Source organism: Nitrosopumilus sp. b3, assembly GCF_014078525.1.
Taxonomy (GTDB): Archaea; Thermoproteota; Nitrososphaeria; order Nitrososphaerales; family Nitrosopumilaceae; genus Nitrosopumilus.
This window is the reverse complement of sequence record NZ_MU078694.1, coordinates 225,732-251,813: the sequence shown is the minus strand read 5'-3', so window position 1 is coordinate 251,813 and position 26,082 is coordinate 225,732. Positions and strand designations below refer to the sequence as shown.

36 protein-coding genes are annotated in these 26,082 nt (G+C 32.8%); 10 read left to right on the top strand and 26 right to left on the bottom strand.

Annotation, left to right across the window (positions count from 1 at the left end; all coding sequences use genetic code 11):
• Nucleotides 1-30 precede the first annotated feature (30 nt).
• Genes C6990_RS03400 through C6990_RS03390 form a run of 3 tightly spaced genes read left to right on the top strand, consistent with a single transcriptional unit; the run spans nt 31 to nt 1,699 of the window.
• Nucleotides 31-1,071 carry a hypothetical protein gene (locus tag C6990_RS03400; RefSeq protein WP_182128386.1) on the top strand — a complete coding sequence of 347 codons (1,041 nt, stop codon included), beginning with the start codon at nt 31-33 and terminating at the stop codon, nt 1,069-1,071.
• A 36-nt stretch (nt 1,072-1,107) separates the two neighbouring features.
• The gene (locus C6990_RS03395) at nt 1,108-1,263 is read left to right on the top strand and encodes a hypothetical protein (protein ID WP_182128384.1); all 156 of its coding nucleotides are present in this window, start codon (nt 1,108-1,110) and stop codon (nt 1,261-1,263) included.
• A 43-nt stretch (nt 1,264-1,306) separates the two neighbouring features.
• Nucleotides 1,307-1,699 (top strand): hypothetical protein, encoded by a 393-nt coding sequence (locus C6990_RS03390; protein WP_255465157.1) that lies wholly within the window; start codon nt 1,307-1,309, stop codon nt 1,697-1,699.
• Between the two features lie 135 nt (nt 1,700-1,834).
• Here C6990_RS03390 and C6990_RS03385 read toward each other — a convergent pair whose 3' ends face one another.
• Nucleotides 1,835-2,071 (bottom strand): hypothetical protein, encoded by a 237-nt coding sequence (locus C6990_RS03385; RefSeq protein WP_182128382.1) that lies wholly within the window; start codon nt 2,069-2,071, stop codon nt 1,835-1,837.
• 69 nt (nt 2,072-2,140) lie between these two features.
• On the opposite strand from C6990_RS03385, the gene C6990_RS03380 reads away from it, so the two are divergent.
• Both C6990_RS03380 and C6990_RS03375 read left to right on the top strand, forming a co-directional pair.
• Complete coding sequence (locus tag C6990_RS03380; protein WP_182128380.1) at nt 2,141-2,491, top strand: hypothetical protein; 351 nt, start codon at nt 2,141-2,143, stop codon at nt 2,489-2,491.
• A 54-nt stretch (nt 2,492-2,545) separates the two neighbouring features.
• Entirely contained in the window at nt 2,546-2,683 is a 138-nt protein-coding gene (locus C6990_RS03375) for a hypothetical protein (protein ID WP_182128378.1), read from the top strand.
• Nucleotides 2,684-2,693: 10 nt separating this feature from the next.
• On the opposite strand, the gene C6990_RS03370 is transcribed toward C6990_RS03375, so the two are convergent.
• From C6990_RS03370 to C6990_RS03355, 4 genes are all read right to left on the bottom strand, one after another.
• Entirely contained in the window at nt 2,694-4,862 is a 2,169-nt protein-coding gene (locus C6990_RS03370; protein WP_182128376.1) for a M20/M25/M40 family metallo-hydrolase, read from the bottom strand.
• Between the two features lie 79 nt (nt 4,863-4,941).
• Nucleotides 4,942-5,091 carry a hypothetical protein gene (locus C6990_RS03365; RefSeq protein ID WP_182128374.1) on the bottom strand — a complete coding sequence of 50 codons (150 nt, stop codon included), beginning with the start codon at nt 5,089-5,091 and terminating at the stop codon, nt 4,942-4,944.
• A 61-nt stretch (nt 5,092-5,152) separates the two neighbouring features.
• Nucleotides 5,153-5,818, bottom strand: coding sequence for a PD-(D/E)XK nuclease family protein (locus C6990_RS03360; protein ID WP_182128372.1), 666 nt, complete (start codon nt 5,816-5,818; stop codon nt 5,153-5,155).
• A gap of 39 nt (nt 5,819-5,857) precedes the next feature.
• The gene (locus tag C6990_RS03355; protein ID WP_182128370.1) at nt 5,858-6,292 is read right to left on the bottom strand and encodes a hypothetical protein; all 435 of its coding nucleotides are present in this window, start codon (nt 6,290-6,292) and stop codon (nt 5,858-5,860) included.
• A gap of 89 nt (nt 6,293-6,381) precedes the next feature.
• On the opposite strand from C6990_RS03355, the gene C6990_RS03350 reads away from it, so the two are divergent.
• On the top strand, nt 6,382-6,807 hold the full coding sequence (locus tag C6990_RS03350) for a hypothetical protein (protein WP_182128368.1): 426 nt from the start codon (nt 6,382-6,384) through the stop codon (nt 6,805-6,807).
• A 46-nt stretch (nt 6,808-6,853) separates the two neighbouring features.
• On the top strand, nt 6,854-7,054 hold the full coding sequence (locus tag C6990_RS03345) for a hypothetical protein (protein WP_182128366.1): 201 nt from the start codon (nt 6,854-6,856) through the stop codon (nt 7,052-7,054).
• A 273-nt stretch (nt 7,055-7,327) separates the two neighbouring features.
• On the opposite strand, the gene C6990_RS03340 is transcribed toward C6990_RS03345, so the two are convergent.
• The 4 genes from C6990_RS03340 to C6990_RS03325 all read right to left on the bottom strand — a co-directional run bounded on the left by C6990_RS03340 (nt 7,328) and on the right by C6990_RS03325 (nt 9,898).
• Nucleotides 7,328-7,759 (bottom strand): hypothetical protein, encoded by a 432-nt coding sequence (locus C6990_RS03340; RefSeq protein ID WP_182128364.1) that lies wholly within the window; start codon nt 7,757-7,759, stop codon nt 7,328-7,330.
• 66 nt (nt 7,760-7,825) lie between these two features.
• Nucleotides 7,826-8,824: a hemolysin family protein gene (locus C6990_RS03335; RefSeq protein ID WP_182128362.1), complete on the bottom strand. Its 999-nt coding sequence runs from the start codon at nt 8,822-8,824 to the stop codon at nt 7,826-7,828.
• A gap of 99 nt (nt 8,825-8,923) precedes the next feature.
• Complete coding sequence (locus C6990_RS03330) at nt 8,924-9,370, bottom strand: universal stress protein (protein WP_182128360.1); 447 nt, start codon at nt 9,368-9,370, stop codon at nt 8,924-8,926.
• Nucleotides 9,371-9,463: 93 nt separating this feature from the next.
• Nucleotides 9,464-9,898 (bottom strand): potassium channel family protein, encoded by a 435-nt coding sequence (locus tag C6990_RS03325; protein WP_182128358.1) that lies wholly within the window; start codon nt 9,896-9,898, stop codon nt 9,464-9,466.
• 98 nt (nt 9,899-9,996) lie between these two features.
• On the opposite strand from C6990_RS03325, the gene C6990_RS03320 reads away from it, so the two are divergent.
• A complete protein-coding gene (locus tag C6990_RS03320) occupies nt 9,997-11,313 on the top strand; it encodes a dicarboxylate/amino acid:cation symporter (RefSeq protein WP_182128356.1) in 1,317 nt (438 codons plus the stop codon).
• Between the two features lie 14 nt (nt 11,314-11,327).
• Here the strand turns inward: C6990_RS03320 and C6990_RS03315 are convergent, their stop codons facing one another.
• From C6990_RS03315 to ggt, 9 genes are all read right to left on the bottom strand, one after another.
• Complete coding sequence (locus C6990_RS03315; protein ID WP_182128354.1) at nt 11,328-12,935, bottom strand: cation:proton antiporter domain-containing protein; 1,608 nt, start codon at nt 12,933-12,935, stop codon at nt 11,328-11,330.
• Between the two features lie 114 nt (nt 12,936-13,049).
• Complete coding sequence (locus tag C6990_RS03310; protein ID WP_182128351.1) at nt 13,050-13,265, bottom strand: hypothetical protein; 216 nt, start codon at nt 13,263-13,265, stop codon at nt 13,050-13,052.
• The gene (locus tag C6990_RS03305) at nt 13,258-13,509 is read right to left on the bottom strand and encodes an Lrp/AsnC ligand binding domain-containing protein (protein WP_182128349.1); all 252 of its coding nucleotides are present in this window, start codon (nt 13,507-13,509) and stop codon (nt 13,258-13,260) included. The genes C6990_RS03310 and C6990_RS03305 overlap by 8 nt, the downstream gene beginning before the upstream one ends.
• A gap of 87 nt (nt 13,510-13,596) precedes the next feature.
• Nucleotides 13,597-14,031, bottom strand: coding sequence for a PRC-barrel domain-containing protein (locus C6990_RS03300; protein WP_182128347.1), 435 nt, complete (start codon nt 14,029-14,031; stop codon nt 13,597-13,599).
• Nucleotides 14,032-14,102: 71 nt separating this feature from the next.
• Complete coding sequence (locus C6990_RS03295) at nt 14,103-14,276, bottom strand: hypothetical protein (protein WP_182128345.1); 174 nt, start codon at nt 14,274-14,276, stop codon at nt 14,103-14,105.
• A gap of 2 nt (nt 14,277-14,278) precedes the next feature.
• The gene (locus C6990_RS03290) at nt 14,279-14,743 is read right to left on the bottom strand and encodes an SHOCT domain-containing protein (protein WP_182128343.1); all 465 of its coding nucleotides are present in this window, start codon (nt 14,741-14,743) and stop codon (nt 14,279-14,281) included.
• Between the two features lie 90 nt (nt 14,744-14,833).
• A complete protein-coding gene (locus C6990_RS03285) occupies nt 14,834-16,618 on the bottom strand; it encodes a cation:proton antiporter (protein WP_182128341.1) in 1,785 nt (594 codons plus the stop codon).
• A complete protein-coding gene (locus tag C6990_RS03280) occupies nt 16,609-17,385 on the bottom strand; it encodes an N-formylglutamate amidohydrolase (RefSeq protein ID WP_255465232.1) in 777 nt (258 codons plus the stop codon). The genes C6990_RS03285 and C6990_RS03280 overlap by 10 nt, the downstream gene beginning before the upstream one ends.
• Before the next feature lie 11 nt (nt 17,386-17,396).
• Nucleotides 17,397-19,028: a gamma-glutamyltransferase gene (ggt, locus tag C6990_RS03275; protein ID WP_182128339.1), complete on the bottom strand. Its 1,632-nt coding sequence runs from the start codon at nt 19,026-19,028 to the stop codon at nt 17,397-17,399.
• Between the two features lie 219 nt (nt 19,029-19,247).
• Here ggt and C6990_RS03270 point away from each other — a divergent pair, with 219 nt between their 5' ends.
• Entirely contained in the window at nt 19,248-19,529 is a 282-nt protein-coding gene (locus C6990_RS03270) for a histone (RefSeq protein ID WP_182128337.1), read from the top strand.
• 121 nt (nt 19,530-19,650) lie between these two features.
• Here C6990_RS03270 and C6990_RS03265 read toward each other — a convergent pair whose 3' ends face one another.
• The 8 genes from C6990_RS03265 to C6990_RS03230 all read right to left on the bottom strand — a co-directional run bounded on the left by C6990_RS03265 (nt 19,651) and on the right by C6990_RS03230 (nt 24,951).
• Nucleotides 19,651-19,830 (bottom strand): hypothetical protein, encoded by a 180-nt coding sequence (locus C6990_RS03265; protein ID WP_182129126.1) that lies wholly within the window; start codon nt 19,828-19,830, stop codon nt 19,651-19,653.
• Nucleotides 19,831-19,954: 124 nt separating this feature from the next.
• Nucleotides 19,955-20,755 carry an amidohydrolase family protein gene (locus tag C6990_RS03260; RefSeq protein ID WP_182128335.1) on the bottom strand — a complete coding sequence of 267 codons (801 nt, stop codon included), beginning with the start codon at nt 20,753-20,755 and terminating at the stop codon, nt 19,955-19,957.
• Nucleotides 20,752-21,405 (bottom strand): GNAT family N-acetyltransferase, encoded by a 654-nt coding sequence (locus tag C6990_RS03255; protein ID WP_255465155.1) that lies wholly within the window; start codon nt 21,403-21,405, stop codon nt 20,752-20,754. The genes C6990_RS03260 and C6990_RS03255 overlap by 4 nt, the downstream gene beginning before the upstream one ends.
• 96 nt (nt 21,406-21,501) lie before the next feature.
• Complete coding sequence (locus tag C6990_RS03250; RefSeq protein ID WP_182128333.1) at nt 21,502-21,651, bottom strand: hypothetical protein; 150 nt, start codon at nt 21,649-21,651, stop codon at nt 21,502-21,504.
• A gap of 8 nt (nt 21,652-21,659) precedes the next feature.
• Entirely contained in the window at nt 21,660-21,818 is a 159-nt protein-coding gene (locus C6990_RS03245) for a hypothetical protein (RefSeq protein ID WP_182128331.1), read from the bottom strand.
• A 102-nt stretch (nt 21,819-21,920) separates the two neighbouring features.
• Nucleotides 21,921-22,646, bottom strand: a complete 726-nt coding sequence (locus C6990_RS03240; RefSeq protein WP_182128329.1) for a plastocyanin — start codon at nt 22,644-22,646, stop codon at nt 21,921-21,923.
• A 43-nt stretch (nt 22,647-22,689) separates the two neighbouring features.
• Nucleotides 22,690-23,826, bottom strand: a complete 1,137-nt coding sequence (locus tag C6990_RS03235) for a hypothetical protein (RefSeq protein WP_255465154.1) — start codon at nt 23,824-23,826, stop codon at nt 22,690-22,692.
• 99 nt (nt 23,827-23,925) lie between these two features.
• Nucleotides 23,926-24,951 carry a hypothetical protein gene (locus C6990_RS03230; RefSeq protein ID WP_182128325.1) on the bottom strand — a complete coding sequence of 342 codons (1,026 nt, stop codon included), beginning with the start codon at nt 24,949-24,951 and terminating at the stop codon, nt 23,926-23,928.
• Between the two features lie 256 nt (nt 24,952-25,207).
• On the opposite strand from C6990_RS03230, the gene C6990_RS03225 reads away from it, so the two are divergent.
• The gene (locus tag C6990_RS03225) at nt 25,208-26,059 is read left to right on the top strand and encodes a hypothetical protein (RefSeq protein WP_182128323.1); all 852 of its coding nucleotides are present in this window, start codon (nt 25,208-25,210) and stop codon (nt 26,057-26,059) included.
• Nucleotides 26,060-26,082: the final 23 nt, after the last annotated feature.

The following is a 26,082-nucleotide window of genomic DNA, read 5'->3' as shown; positions in this document are numbered from 1 at the left end:
ATAAAGTAATTTTTTAAGAAAATTGTTGATTTGTCATATAATCTAATCATAGTTATTCTAATTATTGCATTATTTGGGACGATTTTACAGACATGGGGCGGAAGTTGGGACATTACTAGCCATCAACTAGGAGAGCCAGAATCATTTTTCACTCCACCCCACGGAGTACTCTATTCAGGAGTAGGAATAGGATTGATTTCAGCAATCATTGCAGTATATTCATTGTTAAAAAATAAAGAAATTCGAAAAGAATCCTTTGCACTGGGATTAAAGCTATTGATTATCGGAGGGTTATTTCAGATAATTGCAGGTCCCGGAGATTTTTACTGGCATGAAATGTTTGGAACAGACGGATTACTTAGCCCCACGCATTTGACATTGATTACTGGAATTTTAATTCAATCAGTTGGAACAGTCATAGGATTAGCAAGATTAGTACCATTTAATTTCAAAGTTGTGAAACCGGCATTAATTTTTGCATATGGAGTTTTATGGTTCATTACAATTGGATTTATCTTTCAATTTACACTACCAATATCAACAGGAGACACACTAGATTTAGATCCTGACCCATATGTAGCAATAATAATTGCTGCAAGTACAATGCCGTTTTTTAGCACATTAATTTTCTGGACTTCTGCTAAATCAGTGAGAAAGTTTGGAGGTGCAACTTTAGTTACTGCAGTGTTCATCACTCTAAATGTAACATCAAATATTATTCCAGCAGAATTTCTTTGGGGGTATCTTCCATGGTTTGTATTGCCGATGATTTTTGCCATAATTGCAGATGCAATTATTTGCAAAAAAATTAAAATCAAAAAATATGGTGAAAATATTGCAGGTGCGCTTGTTGGTTCTGTTTTTCTTATTTTCAGTATGCCATTAATCGGCATGGCATTTATCCAGTTTTACGTATTCAGCGGTGTTTCAGGTTATGATTTACTTCCAGAGTTTTCTGAGACATTAGGTATAATTTTAGGAGTGATGAGCATTCCTGGAGCCATAGTTGGATGGCTTTCAGTCAAAATTGCAAAAAAGAAAATTTCAATTCCAGTAGAATCAGTCATTTAGAGACACCAATAAATTCGAGATTAGGGTTAATCCAATATGCATTGTGATGATAAAAGAACATTATACGTTTTGAAAAAAGAGATAGAAAAATCATGGGATGAATTAAAAGAATCAGGATTTAAAGAGGAGAAATTACTAAAAAATCTCAATGATGCCTTTGTTGATTATTTTGAATATAAAAATCAGGAATAATGTTTTGAGAATTACTTAAGTAATATTTTGCATTATAGTTGGCATGAATTTTGAAAATCTCTTAAAGAGAATAATGGATTCAGATACAAACATCAGACATAGCATAGTTACAGATAATGAAGGAAACATACTTGCTACAAATCACAGGGAGGGAATAACAAATTATCTTTCTCAAGAAGAGACAGAATCTTCATTGAAAAGAGCGGCATCTGCTTGGAAGGGAAGAAAAGCATTGAGTCCAAAAATTGGTAATGGACTATATGCTGTTGCAGCATTTGAAAAGATTACCAGAATGACTTTTCCATTAGGTGATGAGAATCTGATTTTTGTCAGTATGGGTTCAGATTCAGTAAGAACTGATACTCAACAGGGAGGACAAAAACAGATTGTAGAGCACGTCCTAAACATTCTAAGCCGTGATCCTACTAAAGCATAGTCTAAAGGATTCCAAATAATGTCGATGATAGAGCATACCAAAGAATGCAAATACAGAAACGAACATGATATGCCACATACAAATTGCTATTGTCAATGCCACAAAATCATCATGGCAGAATCAGACAAAATGGATTCAAGAACTTTTTGATTCTTTTTGAGGGTCAAAATTATCAATTATTTCAGTTACAGATGAAATGATTTTTTCTTTGATTTCCATCTTTGTCATGCCAGACGTATGCATTAGTTTCATTTGATCCAGTAGGGCAAAATGCACACGACCCTGAAGATAATCCACAATTCCAAAATTTTTTTTTGGGAACTCTGTTACAAATAGATCATGTTCAGGTAAATCTTCTGATTTTTCATCCATGATCATATTAAAGAAAAACTAGTTATAAAATTTCCAAATACTCATTAGCCTCTATCAAAGAGAATTTTCATGACAGAGTTTGTGCATAAACCATACGACAGAATTTACGTTCGAGACATGATCAAACTAAATCTTGATGATTTGATTGGAATGATGTCATCACTAGAGGCTGCTAATGCATATTGGGTTGATGGTGTTTTGTTTGCAAGTTTTGCCATGACAGAATCCGAGGAATTAGCTAAAAAAGAGATGCAAAATGAGATGTTTCTAGATAAGATAATTTTTGCAGTTTATGAAAAGTATACAAAAACAGTCAAATCATCAACTAATTTAGAAATTGGAGTTCTAAACATGCAAAAAAGTAAACTGTATAAAGATTTGATTGCTTGGCTCAAGACTCAATCTATTTGGAATGAATAAATCCCAAAATAGACAATAACGCCGGTACAAATAGAAGTAAAAAGAGTAGGAATTATGTCATTATTTTGTAAAACATGTAAAGGTAGAAGACTTCCAAAATGGATGAAGGATGAAAAATCAACATATTGGCTGTGTGAGACTTGCAAGAATTTTGTAGATGGTGAAAATACGTTTATTCGTGAAGTGAATTAAGAATTAAAAATTATTTCTCAGCGCATTTGAACAATACTGAAGATAACAATGCAGCCCTCTCCACAATGCTGTCATGAACAATATACTCTTTTGTTGAACGATAGTTATGGCCAACTGGTCCAAATCCATCCAATGCTGGAAGTTTAGATGGTACATTGCTAATATCTGAAGAGATTAGTTGAGAATGTTTTTTAATTTTAATTTCATGTTTTTTTGCAAGATCTTCTACTAACTCATAAAATTGTGTATCAGAAGATTCTTCTATTACTGGTGGTCTTGTTTGAATTTTATTTATTGAAACATCTAATTTTGGAGAGCCTGTTTCTCTTTTTTTCATTATAGTTTGGATTTTTGTATCCAATAATTCACCAAACTTTGTTGTTTTGTAACTACATATCAGAGTTAATGTGGCAAAATTAGGAGTTTGCCCATGAGATCCTTTAGAAATAACAGATGTTGTTCTTAAACGATAATCTTTTTCATCTTTTGAAAGCTTTTCAATTGCAGTTAGTTTTTTTGCTAAAACAGGTATTATCCCATGAATATCAGAACCTGATTGCTCAGCAGTGCTAGTAAATCTTATTTGATAATCACTTCTCCCATAACAAGTCGTAATTATTCCACCATCTTTACTTGCAGATTTTAATCCAAGGACATATCTTGATTTTTTAGAGTATTCCTTAACAAACCTCTTACTGTACCGTCCTCCTAAACTATCATCAGTTGTAAGTAACACAGCACATCTGATTTTTTTGAGTTTTTTTGCAAATCTTAATGCATGTAATGCCCCCAACATCACAGTCAATCCACCTTTACTTTCAGCTATCCCGGAACCAACAATTTTATCATTTTCTTCATGGAAACTGATTAAATCATCTGGACCATAGTGTGTATCTAGATGGGATACTAATAAAACATCATTTTCAGGTTCAGAGTGATTTTTAAAATAATAAAAATTACCCACGTCATGCTGCCTGTGTATATGTTCACTAAATCCAAGATGTTTTAATCGCTTTGAGATGGTAGTTCCCAAATGATTGATATTTTCAATGTTGTAAACATGGGTATTTAGATTCACAAAGCCACGTAATGTTTCCTTGAGACTTTGTAAATGACCCCTCAGATAAGTTCTAGCCACAACACGCAATGGTTGTGTTAAATCAACATCAGCAGTATGCTGTTGTATTGAGGAACCAAAATATCGAATGACTGCAACATCTAAAATTTTATTGATTAAGGAATCATATGTGTATCCAGCAGTCTTTGCAGCATAATAAAAAGACCCACCTTGTCCAAGACTAGCCATCGAGTTTAGTTCAAGAATGTAAAGATTCTCATCCTTATCCATTCTAAAATCAACTCTACTGTAATCATTTAGACCCAAACAGCTAAATGCCCTTTTGCACATTTGTCTCATCTCCTCTGCCTTTTCCTTTGACAAGTTTGCAGGACATGTTTTTTCAACTCCTCCCTTTTTCTTTTTATCAGAAATTGTTTGTATTTGATCTGGATCATCGAGATTAATTTCGACGATTGGAAGAACATCGATGTTAGGGCTATTACCTAACATACCAACTGCAAATTCTCTACCTGAAATGAATTGTTCAACCAGTATATCTTGTTCAAATTTCTCAATCTGTACTTTTACAGCTGCACGAAGGTCATCCCAATTATCTACAACTTCCATTCCCATCGAGGTAGATTCTAGTTTTGGTTTAACAATTACAGGAAAAACTAAATCATCATAAGTGTCCTCAGGTGTTCGAAAAACCCAGAATCCAGGGGTGGAGATATTATTTTTTTGTAAAACAATCTTTGTCATCACTTTGTCTTGAACAATTGCATGTCCTGCAGGACCTGAACCAATGTATGGGATACCAAGCATTTCCATCATTGCAGGAACGTGTGTGTATCTGTTCTGACCTTGTATACCATATGCCATGTTGAAAACCATTCCAGGGTTTTCACCTGCAACTACCTTGGGCATGAATTCTTTTAATTCATCAGCTAGATGGATGTCGCCTTGAACTACCTTAACTGTATGCCCCCCTCGTTCTAATGATCTTGCAACTCGTTCTACAGCTTTTGAGCTGTAATGCTCTTTTGTGGTCATTCCAAAAACATTGATTACATCATTTGGATCAATGATATTTTCATTATAGATTAGTGCAACTTTCATAGAAACTAAATAATTTTTTAAATTGTGCTACATAAAGGTAATTCTATTTGACTGCAGTTAAAATGAAATCAAATAGGATCTATTCTAAAACTTCAAAGGAGTTCTTGTAACAATTAGGATTTGCTTTAAGCTGAGATTCCACAATTGTTTTTGAAAAATTGTGAACTTTCATCATATGTGTAGGAATATCATCACATTTTTTCTTGCAGGTTCTGCAGAGGTATTTCATTTCTCTTTTTTACATTTTTGACACTATAGAAGCCTTTGTTTTACGATCTTGACAAATATGGTCAATTAAGACTATTCAGATAGTATTTTTCAATCCTTTCATTTACTGGTTCAATATAGTCATCACATGATTTTATGAATTCTTGACGTGTGTTTTTTTCACTACTAACTAGAATGACCACTTGATTGATTTTCTGACCTGTTACTTCATGAAACATTTGAGCATAACAGGTAGTTTGTAAATAATACTCATACATGTATTCGTCCATCTGAGGTTTTCTTTTTGTCTTATAGTCAATTATGGATATTTCACCATTGTATTTTGCAATTAAATCACTAGTCCCAGCCACCTTTAATTTATCAGAATACATTCTTTGTTCAATAGATACAACATCAGAAATGTTTTCTAAATATGGTTTTAAATTATTAAAATGCGCAATTGGAAGTAAGTCAAATTCTTCTAATGATAAAACATTACCCAGATAGTCTTCAATTATCTTGTGTGATTGTGTTCCAATATCTTGTGCTTGAGCAGTGATATATTCATGTGCAGGCTCATTTTCTCGCCAAGATTTCAAACTATTTTGCTTGTCATCTGAAGATGTTGCAGACAAAATAGTACTGATGGATGGATAGATTTTATCAAATTTTGTCTTGTACCAATGACCATCTTCACGATCTAGTAATTCAGGCTCTCGAATCTTTAACATTTGTGAAAAATTTGACATAAGAAAAATTACAATATCTGTTTATTGAATATTTTGAAATTATGAATTCTCAGGATTTTTAGGAATCAATTTTTGAAACTTGTCAAATTCTGTTTTAGTTTTGATGAATTGATCGGTTATAATTTTTCTTAAAGAAAAAAGGTTTTCTAATTTATCATTAATGATAAAAATAGATTCATCAAAAATCACTGTATCAATAAACTCCTCCGTGGGGTATACAGTGTATTCAAAAAAATCATTATCTGTCTTAATCTTTAATTTGAATCCCATTAACAGACCTAAATCATCATGTTTGTTTAGAAATCCAATCAAGCTTGCCTGTAATGCATCATTTTTAGAGATTTCATGAAAACGTGATTTAGCATCTGGAACATTATCAATAATGCATGCAACAGGTTTTCCTTTAACATGTAAAATAGTAGATTTATGAGAAGGCATGTATTGCTCAGTATCGGGAATTTTATCTAGAGGCATGTTGAGAGAAAGGTAATTTCATTAATAATTATTTAATTTCATTTTAGAGTTATTAATAGACAATTTTAGAAATACATTAGGTTGAACTTATGGGTGAAAAAATAATAAAAGATCTAAAGGATTTGGAGAAAAAAATTAGCAGGCAAAGAAAAGAGAAATCAGAACAAATTATCAAAGAGAAACTGGATAAGAAAAAATTAGATTATGACACAATAGAGTTAATAATTGAAATTTTTGAAAAATCAAAATTCAAGTGGCATAAAGAACATTTTGAAGTGTTTGATTCAAAATCAAATAATTTCAGAGGTAAAGAATTACCAGATAATAACAGAGAATGTGTAATGCTAGGACTAAGGCTGGGAACAATTAGAAATAAAATAATTTACAATCTTAGAGACAGGCAGTTAACAGAAGAGGAAAGACAATCCATTGATGATCTGGCATGGAATTTTGTATGGTATCAATGGAAGGAAGCAAGAATGTTATACGATTATTCAGTAAATGGCAAACAGTAGACTAAATTTGAATTGAGAATAAATACGGGATAATTCAAATTATAACATGAGCAATCTAGACGAATCCATTGGAAAGATACTCTTAGAACTTCAAAGAGATGATCCAGACGTATTTAAGAAATTAATGGAGCGTGCGCAAAAAGAAAATCCCGAATTATTCGAAGGTAGTATAGATGAAGAAAATATAGAGATAGAGAAATACAATCTAAAAGTGGATGAATACAATAAAAAAATAGATGAAAACTAGTAATTCTATTTACTTTCAACATACATAAGGAACTAATTTGTGACTAGTGTAATGGGATTTCTCAAAAGTCTAAGTAAATTTTGCATTCTCAAAAAGGTAAGAGACAAAGCTAACGAGCCTGAAGAAAAATAAAACAGGAATTTTTTTAGTATAGATTTCATATTGAAAAACTTTATTTTGTTTTTGTTATTTCAGAACGGCCACAAAAAACTCATGATACCATAAAATATGCAACTGAGAGTATTATAACTATTACACCAATGGAGGGTTTTTTTATTTTTGAGTATCTGATTTTGTAATGAATGGGGATAGCCAATTATGCATGAGTTTTCGATTCAAATCAACAAAGACATTTGCATTGTCATTCCATGTTTTAACATTTTTTGTGACAGACTCTATTGATGAAATTGCAATTTTTATAGACGCGAGACGATATTTTACAATCTCCTCACCGACACTATCAATTATTTTCTGAGTTATTTTTGGGATTGTGAAATTAAAACCTGATTTTCCTAAAAGTTCTTTCTGCAATGCAACATTTGCATTAATAGCATTCTTCCAATTCTTGTAGCACTCATTTTGTAAATCAAATAATGTTTGCTGAAAATGTGGGACTGAATGTTCTATTTCTGCAAAATATCTTTGGTTAACTTTTTCAAATACTTCAAAATCATCATTTTTTTCTTTTTGAGTATTTTCAGCCATTATTGGACTTCTTAATTTGAGGAATTTAAGTAATTGTGTATTAAATCAATTAATTCAAAAATAAATTTATTGTTTTTTTGCCTCGCCTACAATGTCGCCTACAATTTCTTCCAACAAATCTTCAACGGTTATGATTCCAACCAGTTGATCTTGCTCATTTAGAACTATTGCCATATGCATATCTTGTTTCTTAAGTTCAATCAAAAGATGACTAATTCGTTCACTGGAATAAATAAAGAAAGGCTTTCTGGACAAAGTGCTTATTTTAGTAGTGGAGAATTTTTTTTCAGTCAGTCTTGCGATATCCCAAATATGCAATACCCCAACAACATTATCTAATGTTTTTTCATAAACTGGAATTCGTGAAAATCCCTTATCTTTAATTTTTGAGATACTTTTTGATAATGTCAATGCTCCATCCAATGAAAAAACGTTTTCTTTTGGAGTCATAACATCTTTAATTGGTTTATCATCAAACTCTAATGCATTATACACAAGATCACGTTCTTCTTTTTCAAGGGCTTTATCGGCATAGCCTAAATCTATTACTTCCTTGATTTCTTCTTCAGTGATTGGTCTGGGTCTTTGGGAATAACCGCCAAAAAGATTCAAGATGAAGCGGGTGATGTATTCTAAGAGTTTAACAAAAGGATACATCAAATAAGTGAATGCTAATAAAATCCCACTTAGTTTTAAAGATGCTTTTTCAGGATTAACATTACAAAATGTCTTAGGCAATATTTCTCCAAAAATCAAAATTACAAATGTCATTATTCCAATAATTATCCCAACTCCTTGACTTCCAAGTAGTTTTATTGCAACATCAGCTGCCAGAACAGAAGATGCAACATTAACCAAGGTATTTCCCAAATTAACACCAGAGGTCATCATTGCGGGGTTCATTTTTAATTTGTAGAGAGGTGATGAACCAGGAATGTTTTTTCTATACATACGAATAACTTTAGAACGTCTGACCCCAACAATTGCAATTTCAAGCCCACTAAAAAGAGCATAAAAGCATATCAAAATTCCAATTACAATAATTTCAATAACAACAAAATCCATTCAAATTAGAGTGATTTTTTAGAAAGTTAAAGGATATTCAGAATCTCATTCTTGAAAATAAAGAAAGCAGTTCATTCAATCAATAAATTTTCTTTTAGTCTATCTTACTACCAAAACAGGAATTTTAGACCTTTGAACAACACCATTTGCAATGCTGCCCAGTATTAATTTGTCAATCCCAGATCTTCCATGTGAGCCCATGACAATCATATCAGCTTTGTTGGATTTTGTAAATGAAAGTATTTGATCAACTATTGAATCAGTTACAAAGATTTTTGTTGCCGTAGTGATTTTCTTCTTTTTAGAAATCAATTCTAATTTTGATGTTTCTTTAAGGATTTTTTCTCGATATTTTTTTACATCTTTTTGATACAAATGTGAAAATTCTTTCCCATACCAACTTCCGTTTATCTTTTCAATACATGTGAGTAGAATTAATTTTGAGTTATATTTTTGTGCCAAATTCAGTGCCATGTCAAATGCATGTTTTGAACATATGGAACCATCAAATGGAATAACAATTTTTTTGATTTTTTTGGTTATCATGATTAGGAGAATATTTTGTTACATAAAGGATTTGTTAAAGGATGATTGTTAAAATAAAATTTAAACTGAGATGAAATAAGAATAAACTTCATTTCAATTTTTTTGACGATTATCTTTTGCTTCATCATGCAAGTCTTTTACCATTGAGATTAACAATTCAACCTCATGTTTCTCCAAATTCTCAATATCGCCAATTTTCTTAATTATCAATGACTTTGTTGAAGATTCAACAGTCTCATGCTTCTTTAATCTAGATCCAATAAGTAATGCACCTAGTGCAGAAATAAAAGTACCAATAATTGCTATTCCTACAAACATCAAAACAATTCCCATTACCCTTCCAAGTTCTGTAACAGGAACCACATCTCCATATCCCACTGTTGTAACAGTAGCTGATGCCCACCAAAATGCATCAAGCAAATTTGTAATTTGAGCATCCTCATAAGGCGACTCTATTAAAAAAATCCCTATACCACTAATGCCCACTACGGCAGCAGATATCACAAAAAGCGAGATTAGAAGTTTCAATACCAATAATTGAATACCATACTACTAAAAAGGAAAATAAGATTTTCAAGTTCGAGAACATACCTCTTTTTATTATTATAGAGAATCCTTCAAAAAACATGGCAATCAAGTCTTTCAATTATCCTATTCCTCAAATTACGTATTTAGTTAAGAAAAAACTCTGGGCACAGGTACTCTTTGCATTATTTTTAGGGCTAATTGCAGGAATAATTCTAGGTCCAGAAATGGGTCTCGTTGAAAAAAATACTGCAGAGCTAATTACAGACTGGTTATCTATTCCTGCAAATTTATTTCTAAAAATTATTCAGATGATCATTATTCCTTTAATTTTTGCATCAATAATTCGAGGAATTACATCTTCTGGAAGTATGGAGCAGTTACAAAAACTTGGATTAGGAGCATCAGTGTATTTTGTATTAACAACCATCATTGCATTAACAATAGGAATTCTTATTGTATCTGCAATAGAACCAGGAAATTTTATTGATAGTTCATTGATTAGAGAAAGTTTTGGTATTGAAGATATGGAGCCTGTTGAAAAAACAGAATTCAACATACATGACATTCCACAGAGTATTGTTGGCTTAATTCCAAGTAATCCATTATCGTCTTTTATGTCCGGTGAAATGTTAAGCATAATTATTTTTGCATTAATTGTAGGAGTCTCGATGATTGCATTACCTAAAAAAAGTTCTCAGCCAATTCTTGACTTGTTAGAATCCATACAAAAACTCACCATGAAAGTAGTTTCATGGGCAATGCGTCTTGCACCATTTGCAGCATTTGGATTAATTGCAGGAATCACATCCAAAGTCGGTCTTTCAGCACTTGCAGTTCTTGGAGCATACATGACAACAGTGGTGATTGGTCTTTTTATTATGATATTGGCATATATGCTAATCATCAAATTTGTTGCAAAGAGACCATTATCAACCACATTTGCAATGATGAAGGATGCACAGTTATTGGCATTCTCAACTTCCAGTTCTGCAGCAGTAATGCCATTATCAATTAAGACAGCAGAAGAGAAAATGAAAGTAAAACCAAAGGTGTCTCAATTCATTATTCCGTTGGGTGCAACAATTAACATGGATGGCACTGCACTATACCAAATTGTAGCAGTATTTTTCCTAGCACAATTATTCAGTATTGATTTAGGATTTACTACAATATTGCTAATCACATTAACAGCGCTTGCAGCATCAATTGGAGCACCTTCAGCTCCTGGAACAGGTATTGTAATACTTTCAACAATTCTGATAACAGCAGGCATCCCACCTGTTGCAGTAGTGCTTTTGTTGGGGGTCGATAGGATTTTAGATATGACAAGAACGATGGTAAATGTTACAGGAGATCTTACTGCATGTCTGGTTTTTGATAAGAGAATAAACACTGACAATATACCTGAAGATTAATTTAAAAAAATTAACTATGGTTTTTTTGGTTCCACCAATAAATTCATTATATCATGATTTGAAATTATTCCAACTACTTTTTTCAAATCTTCAGGATCAACTACAGGTATCATATCAAAGGGGTAAGAATTCATCTTCTGAATTACAGAATAAAGATATTCACTAGGCAATACTGTTGGAACCTTTTCATACATTACATCACCAACAGTTGTAATATCACGAGTTTTTTTGTGGGATTTTTCTATTTCACGTTTTGAGACAACTCCGACCAGGATTTCATTTTCATCAAAAACCAAGAAAGGCATTTTGCCTAATGTATTATTTTCAAGAAAGTCTTTGATTGTAACATCCTTTGTTGTCTTTAGATATGCAGTATTGATTACCATCATCGCAGTAACATCTGAAACTACCCTTCTAAAATAACCTGGAACCAATCCCATTTCAATAGTCCCAACTTTGAAATGAATGATTTTCTTTAGTTTACGCTGAAGTTCAACACTAGAGATTATCATAGTCATTAGAGTTCCTAGCACCAATAATGAGAACAAACTGTTATTCAAAATATTGACTTGTAACAGAGACAGCATTAATGCCAAGTCAACTGCTCCTTTTGACATGACACCATATGCAACAGTTGTTGCAGGTCGCATCTGTGCAATACGTACTGCAATGTAAGAGCCAAGGAATTTTACACCAATCATTATTACAAGGAATCCGGCTATTACCCATAATTCTAAATCAAGAAATGCGGTACTGAAGTGAAGTCCGATTCCTGCAAAGAATATAGGAATAAAAATACCGTAACCTACTGCATGTACATTTTTTGAAATTTCGGTATAATCCTCTCTACTCATTCTAGATACAGCAATCCCCAAAAGCAGTGCACCAATTGCACCATGAACTCCACTAATTTCTGCAAAATATGCAACTAGCAGGATTACTCCAATTACGACACCAAAATAAATTTGTGTTACCTGTAGGTGTTTTTTTATGTAACGGAAAAAACGGGGTAAAATAAATACAGATACAAGTCCTGCAACTGCAAAGAATATGATCATTTTTACAAATAGCCAGATAAACTCTGAAAAGACAGGTGTTTGACTAGTACTGATTTGAATCATAATACTTGTCACAATAATTGCAATGAATTCAACAATTGCAGCTACAGTAAAAATTTCAAGACCGATTGTAGATTTTAATTTTCCAAGATCACTTAGAACTTTGGCTGTAACTCCCAAGCTAGAGGCAGCTATTACACTTGCAATCGCAAATGATTTTATAAAATCCATATCCAAAGCCATTCCAAAAATTCCAGCCACTATGAAAGGGATTAAAAATGCAGCTGCAGAGCCTGCAAATATTCTACCTCTAATTACACGGAAGAGTCCTGCAAGATCAATTTCTTCAAGACCAATTAAGAAAAATAAGAAAAAGACACCAATTGATATGAAAAGTTCAATTTCTTCAATAGGTTGGACGAGAGCAAAAAGCGCAGGTCCAACAATTATTCCTGCAAGAACATTACCCAAAATAGTAGGCTGGTTAATCCTATGCATAATTTCACCAAATAGTTTAGCAGCTAGGAGTAAGATTCCAATATACAAAATAGGCTCAAATGACAATTCTCAAACAGTTCTCCAGATTAATTTGAATATTAATGATAAATTCCCTTACAAGTAGTTATGTTCAGGTATTTCAAGAAATCTAAGAATTATGTTGCATAAATTGCAAAAAAATTAAAAATTCAAGAGTTTTTTCTCATGAGCTTCTTTCAGTATTTTGAACAATTCCTCAACAGTGCATGTTCTAAATGATTCAGGAATATCATTTAGGTTAAATTTTTCAATTTTCTTGGCTTTTCTTTTTACCACAAATTTAACTGGCCCTGGTATTTGTTCACGATACACGACATTGATAAAGTCAATTATTTCACATGTGGATTTTTCATTCATTATCTATTGTCCCACCCTGACCATAAAGAACATGCATGGTATAGGTATCAGTTACATCAGGATGATTTCTTAGTCGCTTCACTATCTGTTCAACACCGTTTGGATCAGTTGTGGAGACTTTAAGAAAAATATCATACTTTCCCCAGACACCATTAATTTCAATTATTTCAATTAATTGTTTCAGTTCAGAAATAATTGTAGATTCTTTACCGGTATTACAATTTATTAGAATGTATGCTTCCATACAGTAAATCATGTTTAGAGTAATTAAAGATAATGAAAAATCTATTTAAAAATTGTAAATTCTGGATTAATTTGTAAAGATCTTTCTTTAGAATAATTTTATTTTGATTTTATCCCCAACGGCAATAATTCGTTCAGATGGAATGATTACAGATTTGAATTTTGATTTTATCTCAAGGGACTCAAGTTTATTGGTATCAGAATTTAGATTTATTTGAACTACACGACCAATATTCTTTCCATCAACATCTGCAACTTTGTCTCCAGGTTTTATTGGAATCGAGTTCAAAGTAAGCCCAGATTCAGCGAATTCCTCAAAATAATCCTGTGATAAAAAATATTCTTTTGAAAATCTTTTTTTGACCAAAATGCCAGACACTGAAAATTTTTGCCTATCAATCAAAATAGATTTTATTTTACCACAATTCTGACCTTTACTATCAAAAACAGTTTTCCCAATAAAGTCTTCAAGATAACAATTCTTTGTTAATTGCGTTTTTTGTTCAGTAATTTTTAAACTCATAAAAAGAACTAGAAATTTTTGCTAATCAAAACGAAAATCAAAGAAAATTGACATAAAACATACCGTAAGATTCATTTTCTAATTTTAAGATAAATCAAAATGCCCTCTACAGAAGAGCCAACAGCAACAACACCCAATCCAATTAACCATTCTTGAGAAAACCAACTATAATTAGTCATAATTAAAATTCCTACAAGAATAGCTATTACTATCACTAATGAAGAAATTATTAGATTTTTACTCATTATCAGATTCTCTCTAAGAGTTTTTTCTTTTTCCTGTTGAATTCTTCTTTTGTAATTATTCCAAGCTCATTTAGTTTTGCCAGTCTTTCTAGGATCTCAAGACTGGGCGCACCATATTGAGTACCAAGTTTTATTCGTCCTACAATTGTCTCAAAGAAATTAAAAAACGCATTACTAATTTTCTTGTAAAATTTAGGACTATTTTTTTTAAATTCCAGACCGTGTTCAGAAGTTTTTTCTTTGATTTTTTGAGACCCACTTTTCAAAGATTCCCAATAAGGTTTTGATTTTATGAATTTGGTCCCACTAGAACTAACCTCATTAATTTTTTCAAAAGAGTCTTTTCCAAAATTCTTTGTATGCTCTAGTGCATCCGTATAGTTTTTTTCCAGAGTATTTACAAATTTTTCTTGTTTTTTCTCGATAACTTTTTCATCAGTTTCAGATTTCTTGTTTTCAGTTTCCATATATTCTCAATATCTACAATAACCGTGCAAATCGATTATTTTAACATCTTGATTCTTAGGAGATACTAATTTGTCAAGGATATCTTCAGATTATTCAGGCTCAAAAGTTTCATCTTCTTTCATCAAACTTTCCATAATATGGCCATGAGATAGCTTTTGGAATACAAATACAGAATCAGCTATCAAAATTATTGCTATGGTAAGCCCTATTCCAGATATGATAAAGGGGAGAAATGGAAGTTCCACAATATCTGCAATGTAAGGTTGCATGATAGCTATAAGTATCAAAATAAAACCAATAAAGAAAATATTTCTCATTAATCTATGGAGTGGCTTCTCTTCAAGTCGTTGTGTATCTGCTGGAATTAGTTTGGTGGATAAAATATCTGAGATACTTGTAACTAAATTTTCAATTTTACCAAGCATCGCAATTACAGGATAGATGATTAGCAATATGCTAATAATTGTCAAAAGTATTTCAGGTTCAATTGGGAGTGGAATACCAAGTGTAGAAATAATTGTCACTATATCATCATTAAAGTAATCAATGATTGCAAGGATTGCTATTACAACCATCAGATTAATAAAAAATTTTATTCCATGCTTTTTCAAAAGTATATTGAATTGGCTGTTATCATCAGGAGTATTCATCAAATTATTAAAAAATTTTCCAACAATATGAATCGGGTTTAAAATATTCATTGGAATATGACTTGTTTTATCTGCAAGTGTTGGTAATATTTTCAGCAGTAATGGCATGCAAAGCATCGTAGCAAGAGTCACCAACATGGTAACTGGATATAGAGTATCTCTAACTGAACCACTATCAACAGCCTGCTTTGCCATGATAAAGGAAAACTCACCTCTAGGTACCATTACAGAACCTATAGTTGAAGAACTAACAATACCATGACCACCAATTGAAGATCCAAAGAAATTTCCAATGAATTTTCCAACAACAGCCAAAATGATTATGGGCATGGATATCAAGGCAACCTCAGGTATTGCCATAATGTTTACCAGCATTCCAATAGATACGAAAAATATTACGCCAAAAAAGTCTCTTAATGGAAGAATTTTTTTTGTGATGCTTTCAGAATGTTTTGATGATGCAATGATCATTCCCATGATAAATGCTCCAATAGCTGAACTTTGACCAAGAAAATGCGCCAAAACTGCCAACCCAAACCCCAAAGCAAGCGCTGTGATGAACGGGCCTTCGGGAATATCCAATCCATGTATCTTCTCCAAAAGTTTTGGAATTAATTTAATTCCAAGAGCTAGTGCAATAACAAAAAACGTCAAGCTTTGTAAAATCAAAATTCCAACACCCGTTAAATCAAGTGTAGCTCCTTCAGAGGCATTACCTAAAATAACTAAGAGTAAAACTGCTGCAAGATCCTCAACAATTAAAATTGTAATAATAGTATCAAATTCTTTTGTTTTTACTAGCTTAAGATCTCTCATTATTCGTAAAGAGATGGCAGTGCTGCTGATTGACAAAATTCCTGCCAGATAAAGGGATTCTAAATGGGACCATCCAAATGAAAAAGCTCCAATGTACGCCAGAAAAAACATTATTGATAATTCTGTCATTCCAACTGTGATTGCTTTCATTCCAGCCTTTCGTAATTTTTGAAGACTGAATTCTAATCCCACTACAAATAGCAGAATAATTATTCCCAATTCTGCTAAAAGATTGATTAATTCAACATCATCAACAATTCCAAGTCCATATGGTCCTGAAATCATTCCAATTAAGATAAAACCAATAATGGTTGGAAACTTTATTTTTTTCATTATTCCTGCTCCAATCATCCCGCCACCTAGTAGCAATGCTAGCAGTGCAAGGAATTCGGTTACCTCTACTGCCAAGAATCTACTCCATCAAATTTTTTAAAAAAAAGATTCAATGTATTTTCAAATTGCTTATTTAATTTCTTCAGGTGTGTTGGATCTACCGTTAGATTTTCTTGATCAAACCAAGGCTCTGTCAGATACAAATCTCTATTCATTTCAACCTGAATCCAAGGTACAGGTTTGTTTCCATATGTTCTTGTAATATGCCCACCATGAAAGGGATCATTTATTGAAATTTCATTCCTATCAATATCATATGATTCAGAAATACATGAGGCTAACAAATCCATCATTTCTTGAGATGCAGTCTGTCCATCATTATTAGATAAGCAGAATTTTGGTCGTTTATTGTTCTTGGCATCAGGTGAAATTCCAGGGGCAATCGTTGCCATAGAATGACAGTCAAGACATAATTGGAGTTCTAATTCATCTAGACTCTTTTGTATAGAATTGTGATAAGGGAAATAATACAACTCAAGTAACATTGTTCTAAGAGAGTCATCAGGTTCTTTTCTCTCATGATAAATTGGTTTTTTGTAACATGTTGAACTTTTAATTACTCCATCAGGGTTATTTGGGGGCAAATCATCGGGTGCACGATTAAGGTCTACAAATGCTCTTGCAATTTTGGATTTAACTACACGCTGTACTTTATCATTCAAATCATACATTTCAATCACAAAAGGATCAGAATCATCAAAAAGATCTTTATTTGTAATGCAGAGATGTCCGTCAAGTTCAACAGGTTTTCGTATTCCACCATGTGGAATGGATAATAGAATAGGTAATTTTGTTAATTTAATCCCTCGGCTGTCCCATCACGTCGAACTTCTGCAACTCCTTGAAATCCTTCTTGTGTTTGTAGTTTCATCGTAGCGTGAATTGCTCCATGGTAAAAAGAATATCTTTCTTTAATAGAAATCTCATATCCCATTTCTTTGAGAAAGTTAATAATTTCAGTTCTAAATCCCCCGTCTTCTATGCTGATAGTACCTCCAATAGAACAATGAAATCGTGGACGTATAATTGCCTCATCCATTGGTAAATTACCATCAATGATTCGTGAAAGAAATTGTGTGATGGTCGAATAAATTCTTTGACTACCGGGACTTCCCACAACCATCCAGAGTTTTGAATTATTAAAAATCAATGCAGGAGATACTGAAGTCCAAGGAATGGCGTTAGGCCGAATATAGTAAGGATGATTTGGAGTCGTAAACTCAAATGCAGACATATAGTTGTTATACAGAAATCCCATATCCGCTGCTGCAGTTTTGGATCCATATGCTAATTCAACAGATTGTGTTATTCCCACAGCATTTCCGTCATTATCCATAGTTGAAAGATGTGTAGTATCTTCCCCACCAAAATCCGGATCAATCATGGGCAACGTTGCATCCATAGAATTATGGATGGAGTCAGCCATCTGTTTTGCAAAGCTTCTTTGCAAATGCAATTTATCTTGAATTTGATCATATGTATGTCTATTAAATGGACGTTGCACTCTATGCAAGAATGCTTTCCTAAATGTTTCGGCAACAAAATGATACGAGCTAGGCTTTGAGCTACGAAGAAATTTGGAGGGCAAGTGATTGAGCATCATCAATGTTAGAAGTAATGTCCGTCCAGCTGCTGGCGGAGGTAAAGTAGATACTGTAAGATGACGGTATTTCCGGCTAATTGGTTTTCTAATTAGTGGTTCTGGGACGTATGCTAAATCCTCTTCTCGAATTAATCCGTGATTTTTTTTCATATCTTCATCAATTTTTTTAGCAATATTACCCTGGTAGAAAACACGGTATCCGTATTCAGAAATGGCATCAAGAGTTTGAGCAAGATCATCTTGAACAAATCTATCACCGACATCATAGGGAACCAAACCATCTTTTAGGAAATATTTTGCACCAGACTTTGATTTAATTGAAAGAAAGTTTTTCAATTCTCTTTCTTGTAAAGAGTGTTGTAATTGAGTAATTCTGTATCCTTTTTTAGCAATGTGAATTGAAGGTGCAATGATTTTTTGCCATTCCAAAGTACCATAACGCTCATGCAAAAATCCAATCAAAGCAAGAGTGCTAGGTACAGTGGTTGCTTTGTATCCCAGTAGTCTTGTTTTCTTTTTTGTAAAAATTGATGAATGTGCCATGGAAGGGGAACGGCTAGAGCCATCGATCGCAAATGATTTTCCATTAAAATGAATAATTGCCATCGATTGCCCGCCAAGGCCAGATGCCTGAGGCTCACATACACCTAGTGCAATTGCTGTGGCACATGCAGCATCAATTGCATTACCGCCCTTCTTGAGCATTTCAACTCCTGCTTTTGTCGCATCAGGAAATGCTGAAGAAACCATGCCCTTTTTTGCAAAAGAAGATTTTTTGTCTGAAGTTGGTTTAAATGAATTTTCTATTTTTTCTAGTTTCAATTTTGGGTCTCTTCCTTAGATAAAGTGGAAATCAAATTATTCAATTATTTAAGATCTAAAACATGACCATACCTATAAATCTAATTTCGAAAGATCATGTGAATTCAAAAAAATTCAATTTTGAATTTGAATAATCTATCTTTGATGAAAATGGGTATTTTTGGCTAAAAATATTTCACTTCTCCACTATAAGACATAGTAAATCTGAAAAAATCCATCATGGCACAAACAAAAGCACAAAGAAGTGCAGCAGCTGTAAAAGCAGCAAGAACTAGAAAAAGAAATGCAAAGCTAAAAGCAGAAGGTATAGCTAAAACAGCTTCGAAAAGAAGGCGAACTGTAGCAGCAAAGAAAAAACCTACTGCTGCACCAAAAAAACGTAGTGCACCAAAGAGAAAAACTGCAGCTAAAAAAGCAGCTCCAAAGAGAAAAGTAGCAGCTAAACGCAGAGCAGCTCCAAAAAGAAAGACCACTACAAAATCCAAAGGAAGAAAACGATAATCAAACATCAATTCTGTTCTAGATTAATCAAAACTAGAATAGGACTTTAACATGGAATCTTTTTTCCATTTTTCCTTTTTTTAAATCACTGTGAAAGAAAATGAAGAAAGCCGACTTTAGATTATTGTGTATTTGTGGCTTTTTTCTGTGACCACTCTTGCTCGTTTATTCCATGGCATTTACAGTCAGCAGATTTTCCTTTACAATTTTTTTGGTGGAGTGGTTTATCACATTTATTACAATCAGGATCCCTCCAGCTTGCTTGATTTCCACAGTTTGCACATCTCATTTTATTTATCAAGGTAGTTTTTTCTTAACGTTCTATTAAACAAATCTCCATATGACTAAATTTAAGACGAAATCAAATAAATTTTAAAAACCATAGTATCATTACAACTAAATCAAATTAGATAATTGAAAAAAGGTTATGAAATTTTAAACAGATCTTTAGCATTTTTATACATGAAATTATCTCGAAATGGTTTTTTGATGTTAAGTTTTGCCACAAAATTCAGATACGAATCCATTGTACTGATTGGCCAGTCTGTACCATATAGGAGATATCTTGGCTCACCTGCATAGTTGATTAACTCTGCAACTTTATCCTTCATCATTTTTTCAAAGAAATGATCAAAAGAGCCAACAACCAATCCCGAAACATCTGCATAGACATTTTTATTTTTATATATTACTTCTTGAGCATCCTGTATCCAAGGATTACCCAAATGACACATCACCATCTTTAGTTCAGGGTTATCAACTGCAACATCATCTAAATTTAGTGGTCTGGAATATCTCAATTTTCCTTTTTCAGAATATGTGTCTCCTGTGTGGAACATTACTGGAATGCCAAACTCTATGCATGTGTCATAGACTTTTTGATATCTTTCATCATATGGGTAATAGTGTTCATAGCCTGAGTAAATTTTCATGGCTTTTATTTTCCCATCTTTAATCAATTTCTTGTATTTTCTAAGATCATCATCAGTGTGATTATCAATGGTAAAACCAGCCGCTACGCCCAAGTTGTCATATTTTTTTATTGCTTCAATTATTTGTTCAGTAGATGGTCTTTGGGCATTAACCTTGTATGATGAAAGTATGATTGCATAATCTACATTGTTACTTGTCATTTCAGTTTGAAGCATTTCCAATCTGTCTTCTAATAATGAAATGTTTTGAGTTAGTTCGTATTGGTTTACATGAACATGACAATCAATTATCATAATTTTTCGTTAAAATTAGGATTTTTCCATTCAATAAAAGTTGCATAGTTTAGTGAAAGGGGATCATTCATGTAATTTGGCAAAATTTTGATGAATCTGAATTTATTTCTAATCTGAAACAACAGTACAGGTTCTTTAATTTCATGTTTTTTTACTTTTTGCACGTATTCTATAGGAGACATTTGTTTTGCATATTTACTGTAATTTGTCAATCTTCCCCCCGCTACAATTCTTCTCAAATTTAGTTTGATTGCCAGTTGTTTTCGTGCATCATATAATTTCGTGGCCACCCCCAATCTTCTATAATCAGGATGAGAAGATACATCTGCACCATACAATGTATCCCCTTTTGGATCATGGTTTTTGAAAAAACTATCACCGCATGCAGATTTCCATGTATGCTCTTTATACTCAGGAGTCAGAGTAATTATTAGACTACTGCAAGAACCAATAATTTTATTTTTGTATTCAGCTATAAACTGCCCCTCTGGAAAAACTTTGATGTGGGATTTCAATTGTGTGGGTTTCCAATAAACTCCTTCTGAAGCCATGACTGGAAAAGAAGCTTTTTGCAATTCAACCACTTCGGGAATATCACTCAAAACCATATTTCTAATTACAACACTACTGCGTTTTGATGGAATTGACATTTTACATTTACTTCCTTTTTTCAATTAATACATTACTGAATTCAATTTTCTAAAAAATAATTTTTTGCAAATACCCAACGTGTTTTTTCTATTCATTTAATCACAGAACGCAGGTTTCATCTTTTTCTTTTTTCTTTGATCTTTTTCTTTAAATGAAGTTTTTAACGAATCATAATATTCTGGATATAGATGTTCAAAACGTTGTTCTACCCCATCTTGTTGTGCATCATAGTTTGAAAATTCCATATTCATCACTAGACATCACTATGCCAAACAGAGTCTTTGATTTTACAAGTCTCTGAACAATATTCTGAGATTTTTTCTAATTTGCCACCACAGTAATTACAATGGATTGATGCATCATAGATTTTTTTATCTTCTTTTGGTTCTTGATAGTGTAACATTTGAGACATTTATGGAATTATTGTTTAAAAAACAATATAGAGTTGATTTCATTTTAAATGAAGTCAACTCTTAAGATGAATATTAGTTCTAATTTTTGGATAAGACTTATTCTATTCTAGAACTTGTTCAAGAATTGTAATTTGGATATTTGCAACATTATTTGCATGAAGCTGTGTCACATATGTCCTACACACATTTTCAGGAATGTCTTTGTTAGTTCCTACTTGGATAGATTCTATTGCAGATTTGACTAGGACTTTGGCTTTGTCTATTTTTTTATCACCTGCACACACATTAAATTTTACATCATACTTTCCTTCACCTATTTTTGTAGTAGATAGAATCTTTACGCTAGGCTCATAGGATAGTTTGGGCTTTGATTGAATCGCATTGTTTTCAAATTCAATAAATTTTGCATTTAATTGTTCAATTCTATCCCCACCCTGATAATTCCAGATAGGATCTTGGTAGAGTTTAACACATATGCTAATGTAATTTACATGCTGATATTTTGCAACAAATTGTGCTTTTCCGATGTTTTTGTATGATTGGTACAATGTTGAGCATTGATTAATTCGAGGTTTTGTTACACTGATTTCATTTGAAGTAATTGTAGGATCAAGAACATTATTTTTTTCTTGCTCATCTAAAAATAAAATTTTGTTATTAATTAAATATCTAAGCGATTCCAAATATTCTTTTTCAGAAATCTTGTCTTGACCATACCATAGAGCAGTATTTTTAATCCATCCAGGAACAAGTGATTCAGCAAAAGTAAAAGACACTCCCAGAGTTAAGAGTATCAATAAAGGAATTGTAAGTAATAATTTTTTCATCATAATTTTAATGATTCAAAGTTAAATAAACATAATCCAAGAATTATTGTCCTGTCGCAACAGAATAGGTTACGGTGAATGGTGTTTCATTCATGGTATGAAGTGCCAAAGCATTTGCAGTAACCTGCCAAGTTCCCATCGAAGTATCCCTATCAATAAAGCTCAACGCATAGATAGTCTTTCCATCAGGGGACCATGTAGCTTGTCCACTAGTTTTTACTCCTGGCTGTAAGGGGCCATGAAGTGCAACCAGTTGAACATTTTCAGATGCTGAGAAGCCCACAGTTCCAAAGTATGCTGGAATACGTGGAGGTAAAATTATTGATAACTGGTGACCTTCATGTCCAATACCAGGATCTTGTGATGAGGTAATGGTTTCACTTTTTACAGTATCAGAAAGTGTTCGTTCTCGATATGCTACAGTGTAAGATATTGAAAATGGATCTTCATTCATTGTATGCACAGCTAATGCATTTCCTGCAAAGTGCCAAGTGCCTGCCATGTTATTTACTGGAACAAAAGTCAAAGCATATTTTGTTTCACCATCAGGAGTCCAAATTGCTTGTCCTCTATCTTCTCCAGGCTTTAGTGGTCCGTGAAGAACAACTAACTGTACATCTTCAGATGCAGAATATGTCAACATTCCACGATAAACTTTCTCAGAAGGAGGTAGAATTATAGCAAGTTGATGACCTTCATGTCCAATACCAGGATCTTGTGATGAGGTAACAGTTCCAGTCTTTATTGTTCTTGGAGGCAATGTTAATTCCTCATATCTTGATTTTTCAGCCATTGCTTTGTCTGCAAGCTTCTGTTTTTCAGATTCTTTTTTTTCTGTTTTAACTTGTTCTTTCTTTACTTCAGGTGTTGTTTCTTTCTTTACTGGTTCTTTCTTTACTTCTTTCTTTACTTCTTTCTTTACTTCTTTCTTTACTTCTTTCTTTACTTCTTTCTTTACTTCTTTCTTTTCTTCTTTCTGTTTTGCTTCTTCTTTAACTTCAGAACATAATTTATCACCACATACAATTCCCTTAGTAGCAGAGCCATATTGCGAAGTTGGAACTCCTTGTCCCTTTAATGCTTCAGATGATTGAACTAAATTCAAAGGTCCTGCCATTGCACCAAGTAATAATACTGAAATAGTGAAAAATGCAGTAAAAGATAATTTATTATTCAACACATAATTTCTCCTCATAATATTATTTAAAGGATTTAAGAAAATATATCACCGATTTAATACTCGTAATTTTTAATGCGTCTTTGATAAAAAAAGAAAAAATTATTTTGTAAGTACTAAAGAGTAGCTTACAGTGAATGGTGTTTCATTCATGGTATGAAGTGCCAAAGCATTACCTGAAAACATTGTTGAACCAGCTGCATTAGATGGAACTAATACCAATCCATAGTATGTTTCACCATCAGGAGTCCAATAAGGCATAGTAGTTAGGTCACTTTTGCTCATTGGTCCAATCAGGGTTACAATTTGCACAGGCTCTGAGGCATCATATGTTAGATGACCAGAGAATGTTTTGCCATTACTTGGTCCCAATATTACTGCAAGCTGGTGGGTCTCGTGTCCAATACCCGGATCCTGTTGTGATGTTAGAGTTCCTCTAATTACTTTTTCACTTGCTGGATTTTCAGTATATGTAACAGAGTATGTCACAGTGAATGGTTCAGAATTTTTTGTGTGAAGTGCTACTGCATTTCCTGTAAACTGCCAAACACCTGAAGAAGTTTCTTTGTCAATAAAGGTCAAACCGAACATTTTTTTTCCATCCATGGTCCATGTTGGTTGTCCCTTTGCCATTCCAGCTTTTAGTGGACCGTGTAATGCTACAAGCTGAACATTTTCAGATGCAGTATAGGTTAGATGTCCACGATAAGTTTTTTCGCTGGGTGGAAGAATAATTGCAAGCTGGTGTCCTTCATGACCTTGACCTGGATCTTGGACTGATGTGATAACACCTGTAACTGTTTTTGGAACTTTGAGTGAAGCTGTTTCTTTAGCTTTCTCCATTGTTTCAGCTTTTGCGTCTTTCTTTGGTACTTCTTTAGCTTTTTCAGCAGATTCTGTTTTCTTTTCAGATTTTACCTCTTCTTTCTTTTTTGCCTCAGTTTTTACTTCTGGAGCAGGTTCAGAACAGAGTCTATCACCACAAACCTTCTTTGAGTTAATTGCACTAGCTGAAGTTCCTTTACTTTTTAGAGCATCAGCAGATTCAATTAATCCCATCGGGGTGGCAATTGTACCTGTAAGTAAAACAGCAACTGTGAAAATTGCTAACAGCATTGTTTTAGTCATTAGAATAAATTTTTTTGTTGAGTATTATAAGTATGATCATAATGACTTGAGCTATAATTGAATCAAGTAGACTTTATTTTATCAATCATTGCGATATCAAATTTTCAAGAGAAGCATGGAATTTTTCAAATTGTATAAAAACTATTTACATCTTGAGGAATAAATTAGATTGATCATATTGAAGATGCCTAGTATCATACTTCTGTTATTTTTTATTACATTTATTCCCCCAGTTTTTGGATTTTCAGAAAACTACATGGGTCTTTCAACAAGTTTAGTTACAATTGGTGGGATTACAATTGATGATAATCTAATTGCACCATTCATAGATATTGAAAATATTACCAGTCAGTTTGGAATTGAAGTATCATTTACAGAATTAATTACATATTCAATTGGAATGGTAGTTTATGGTATTTTCATTTGGAATTTCTATAGATTTTTGGCAAGACGTGAAATGATTCCACTAGGTCTTAAAAAATATCAAACAGACGGTAAAAAAGCAACATCAATTATTGCTTATATTTTCAAATATGTCATAGTTTTTCCCCTAGTTGTTTTAGTTTGGTTTGTTGTTTATTCCACATTTTTGTTCTTCATGGCACCAGATATTCCAAAAGAACAGGTTTTTCTAATTGTGATATCGCTTGTAGTAACAGTAAGAATTTCAGCTTATTACAAAGAAGATCTTGCAAAAGATTTTGCAAAATTAATCCCATTTGCATTATTAGGTATTTTTCTTACAAGTAACATTTTCTTCACACCAAAGGACATAATAGAAAGAGCATACGACTTTATTCCATTTTTGGGCAAAATTATAGGATTTGTAATATATGCAATATTAGTTGAAGCGATATTACGAATCTTATTCTTAATAAAAAGAAAAATCATGCCATCAGTTGATGAAAAGCTAGAAGAAAAAATTGAAGAGCAAATTAATGAAAAAATCAAAGTACATGTAGAAAAAATTGAAGAAAAGCACGAGGATCTTGAAAAGAAGATAGAGAAAGAGACAGACGATATTGAAAAGAAGATAGAGAAAGAGACAGACGATATTGAAAAGAAGATAGAGAAGGAAAATAGTTCAAGTAAAGAAGAAGAAAAGTAATTTTGGAAGGAGGTTTTACCAAA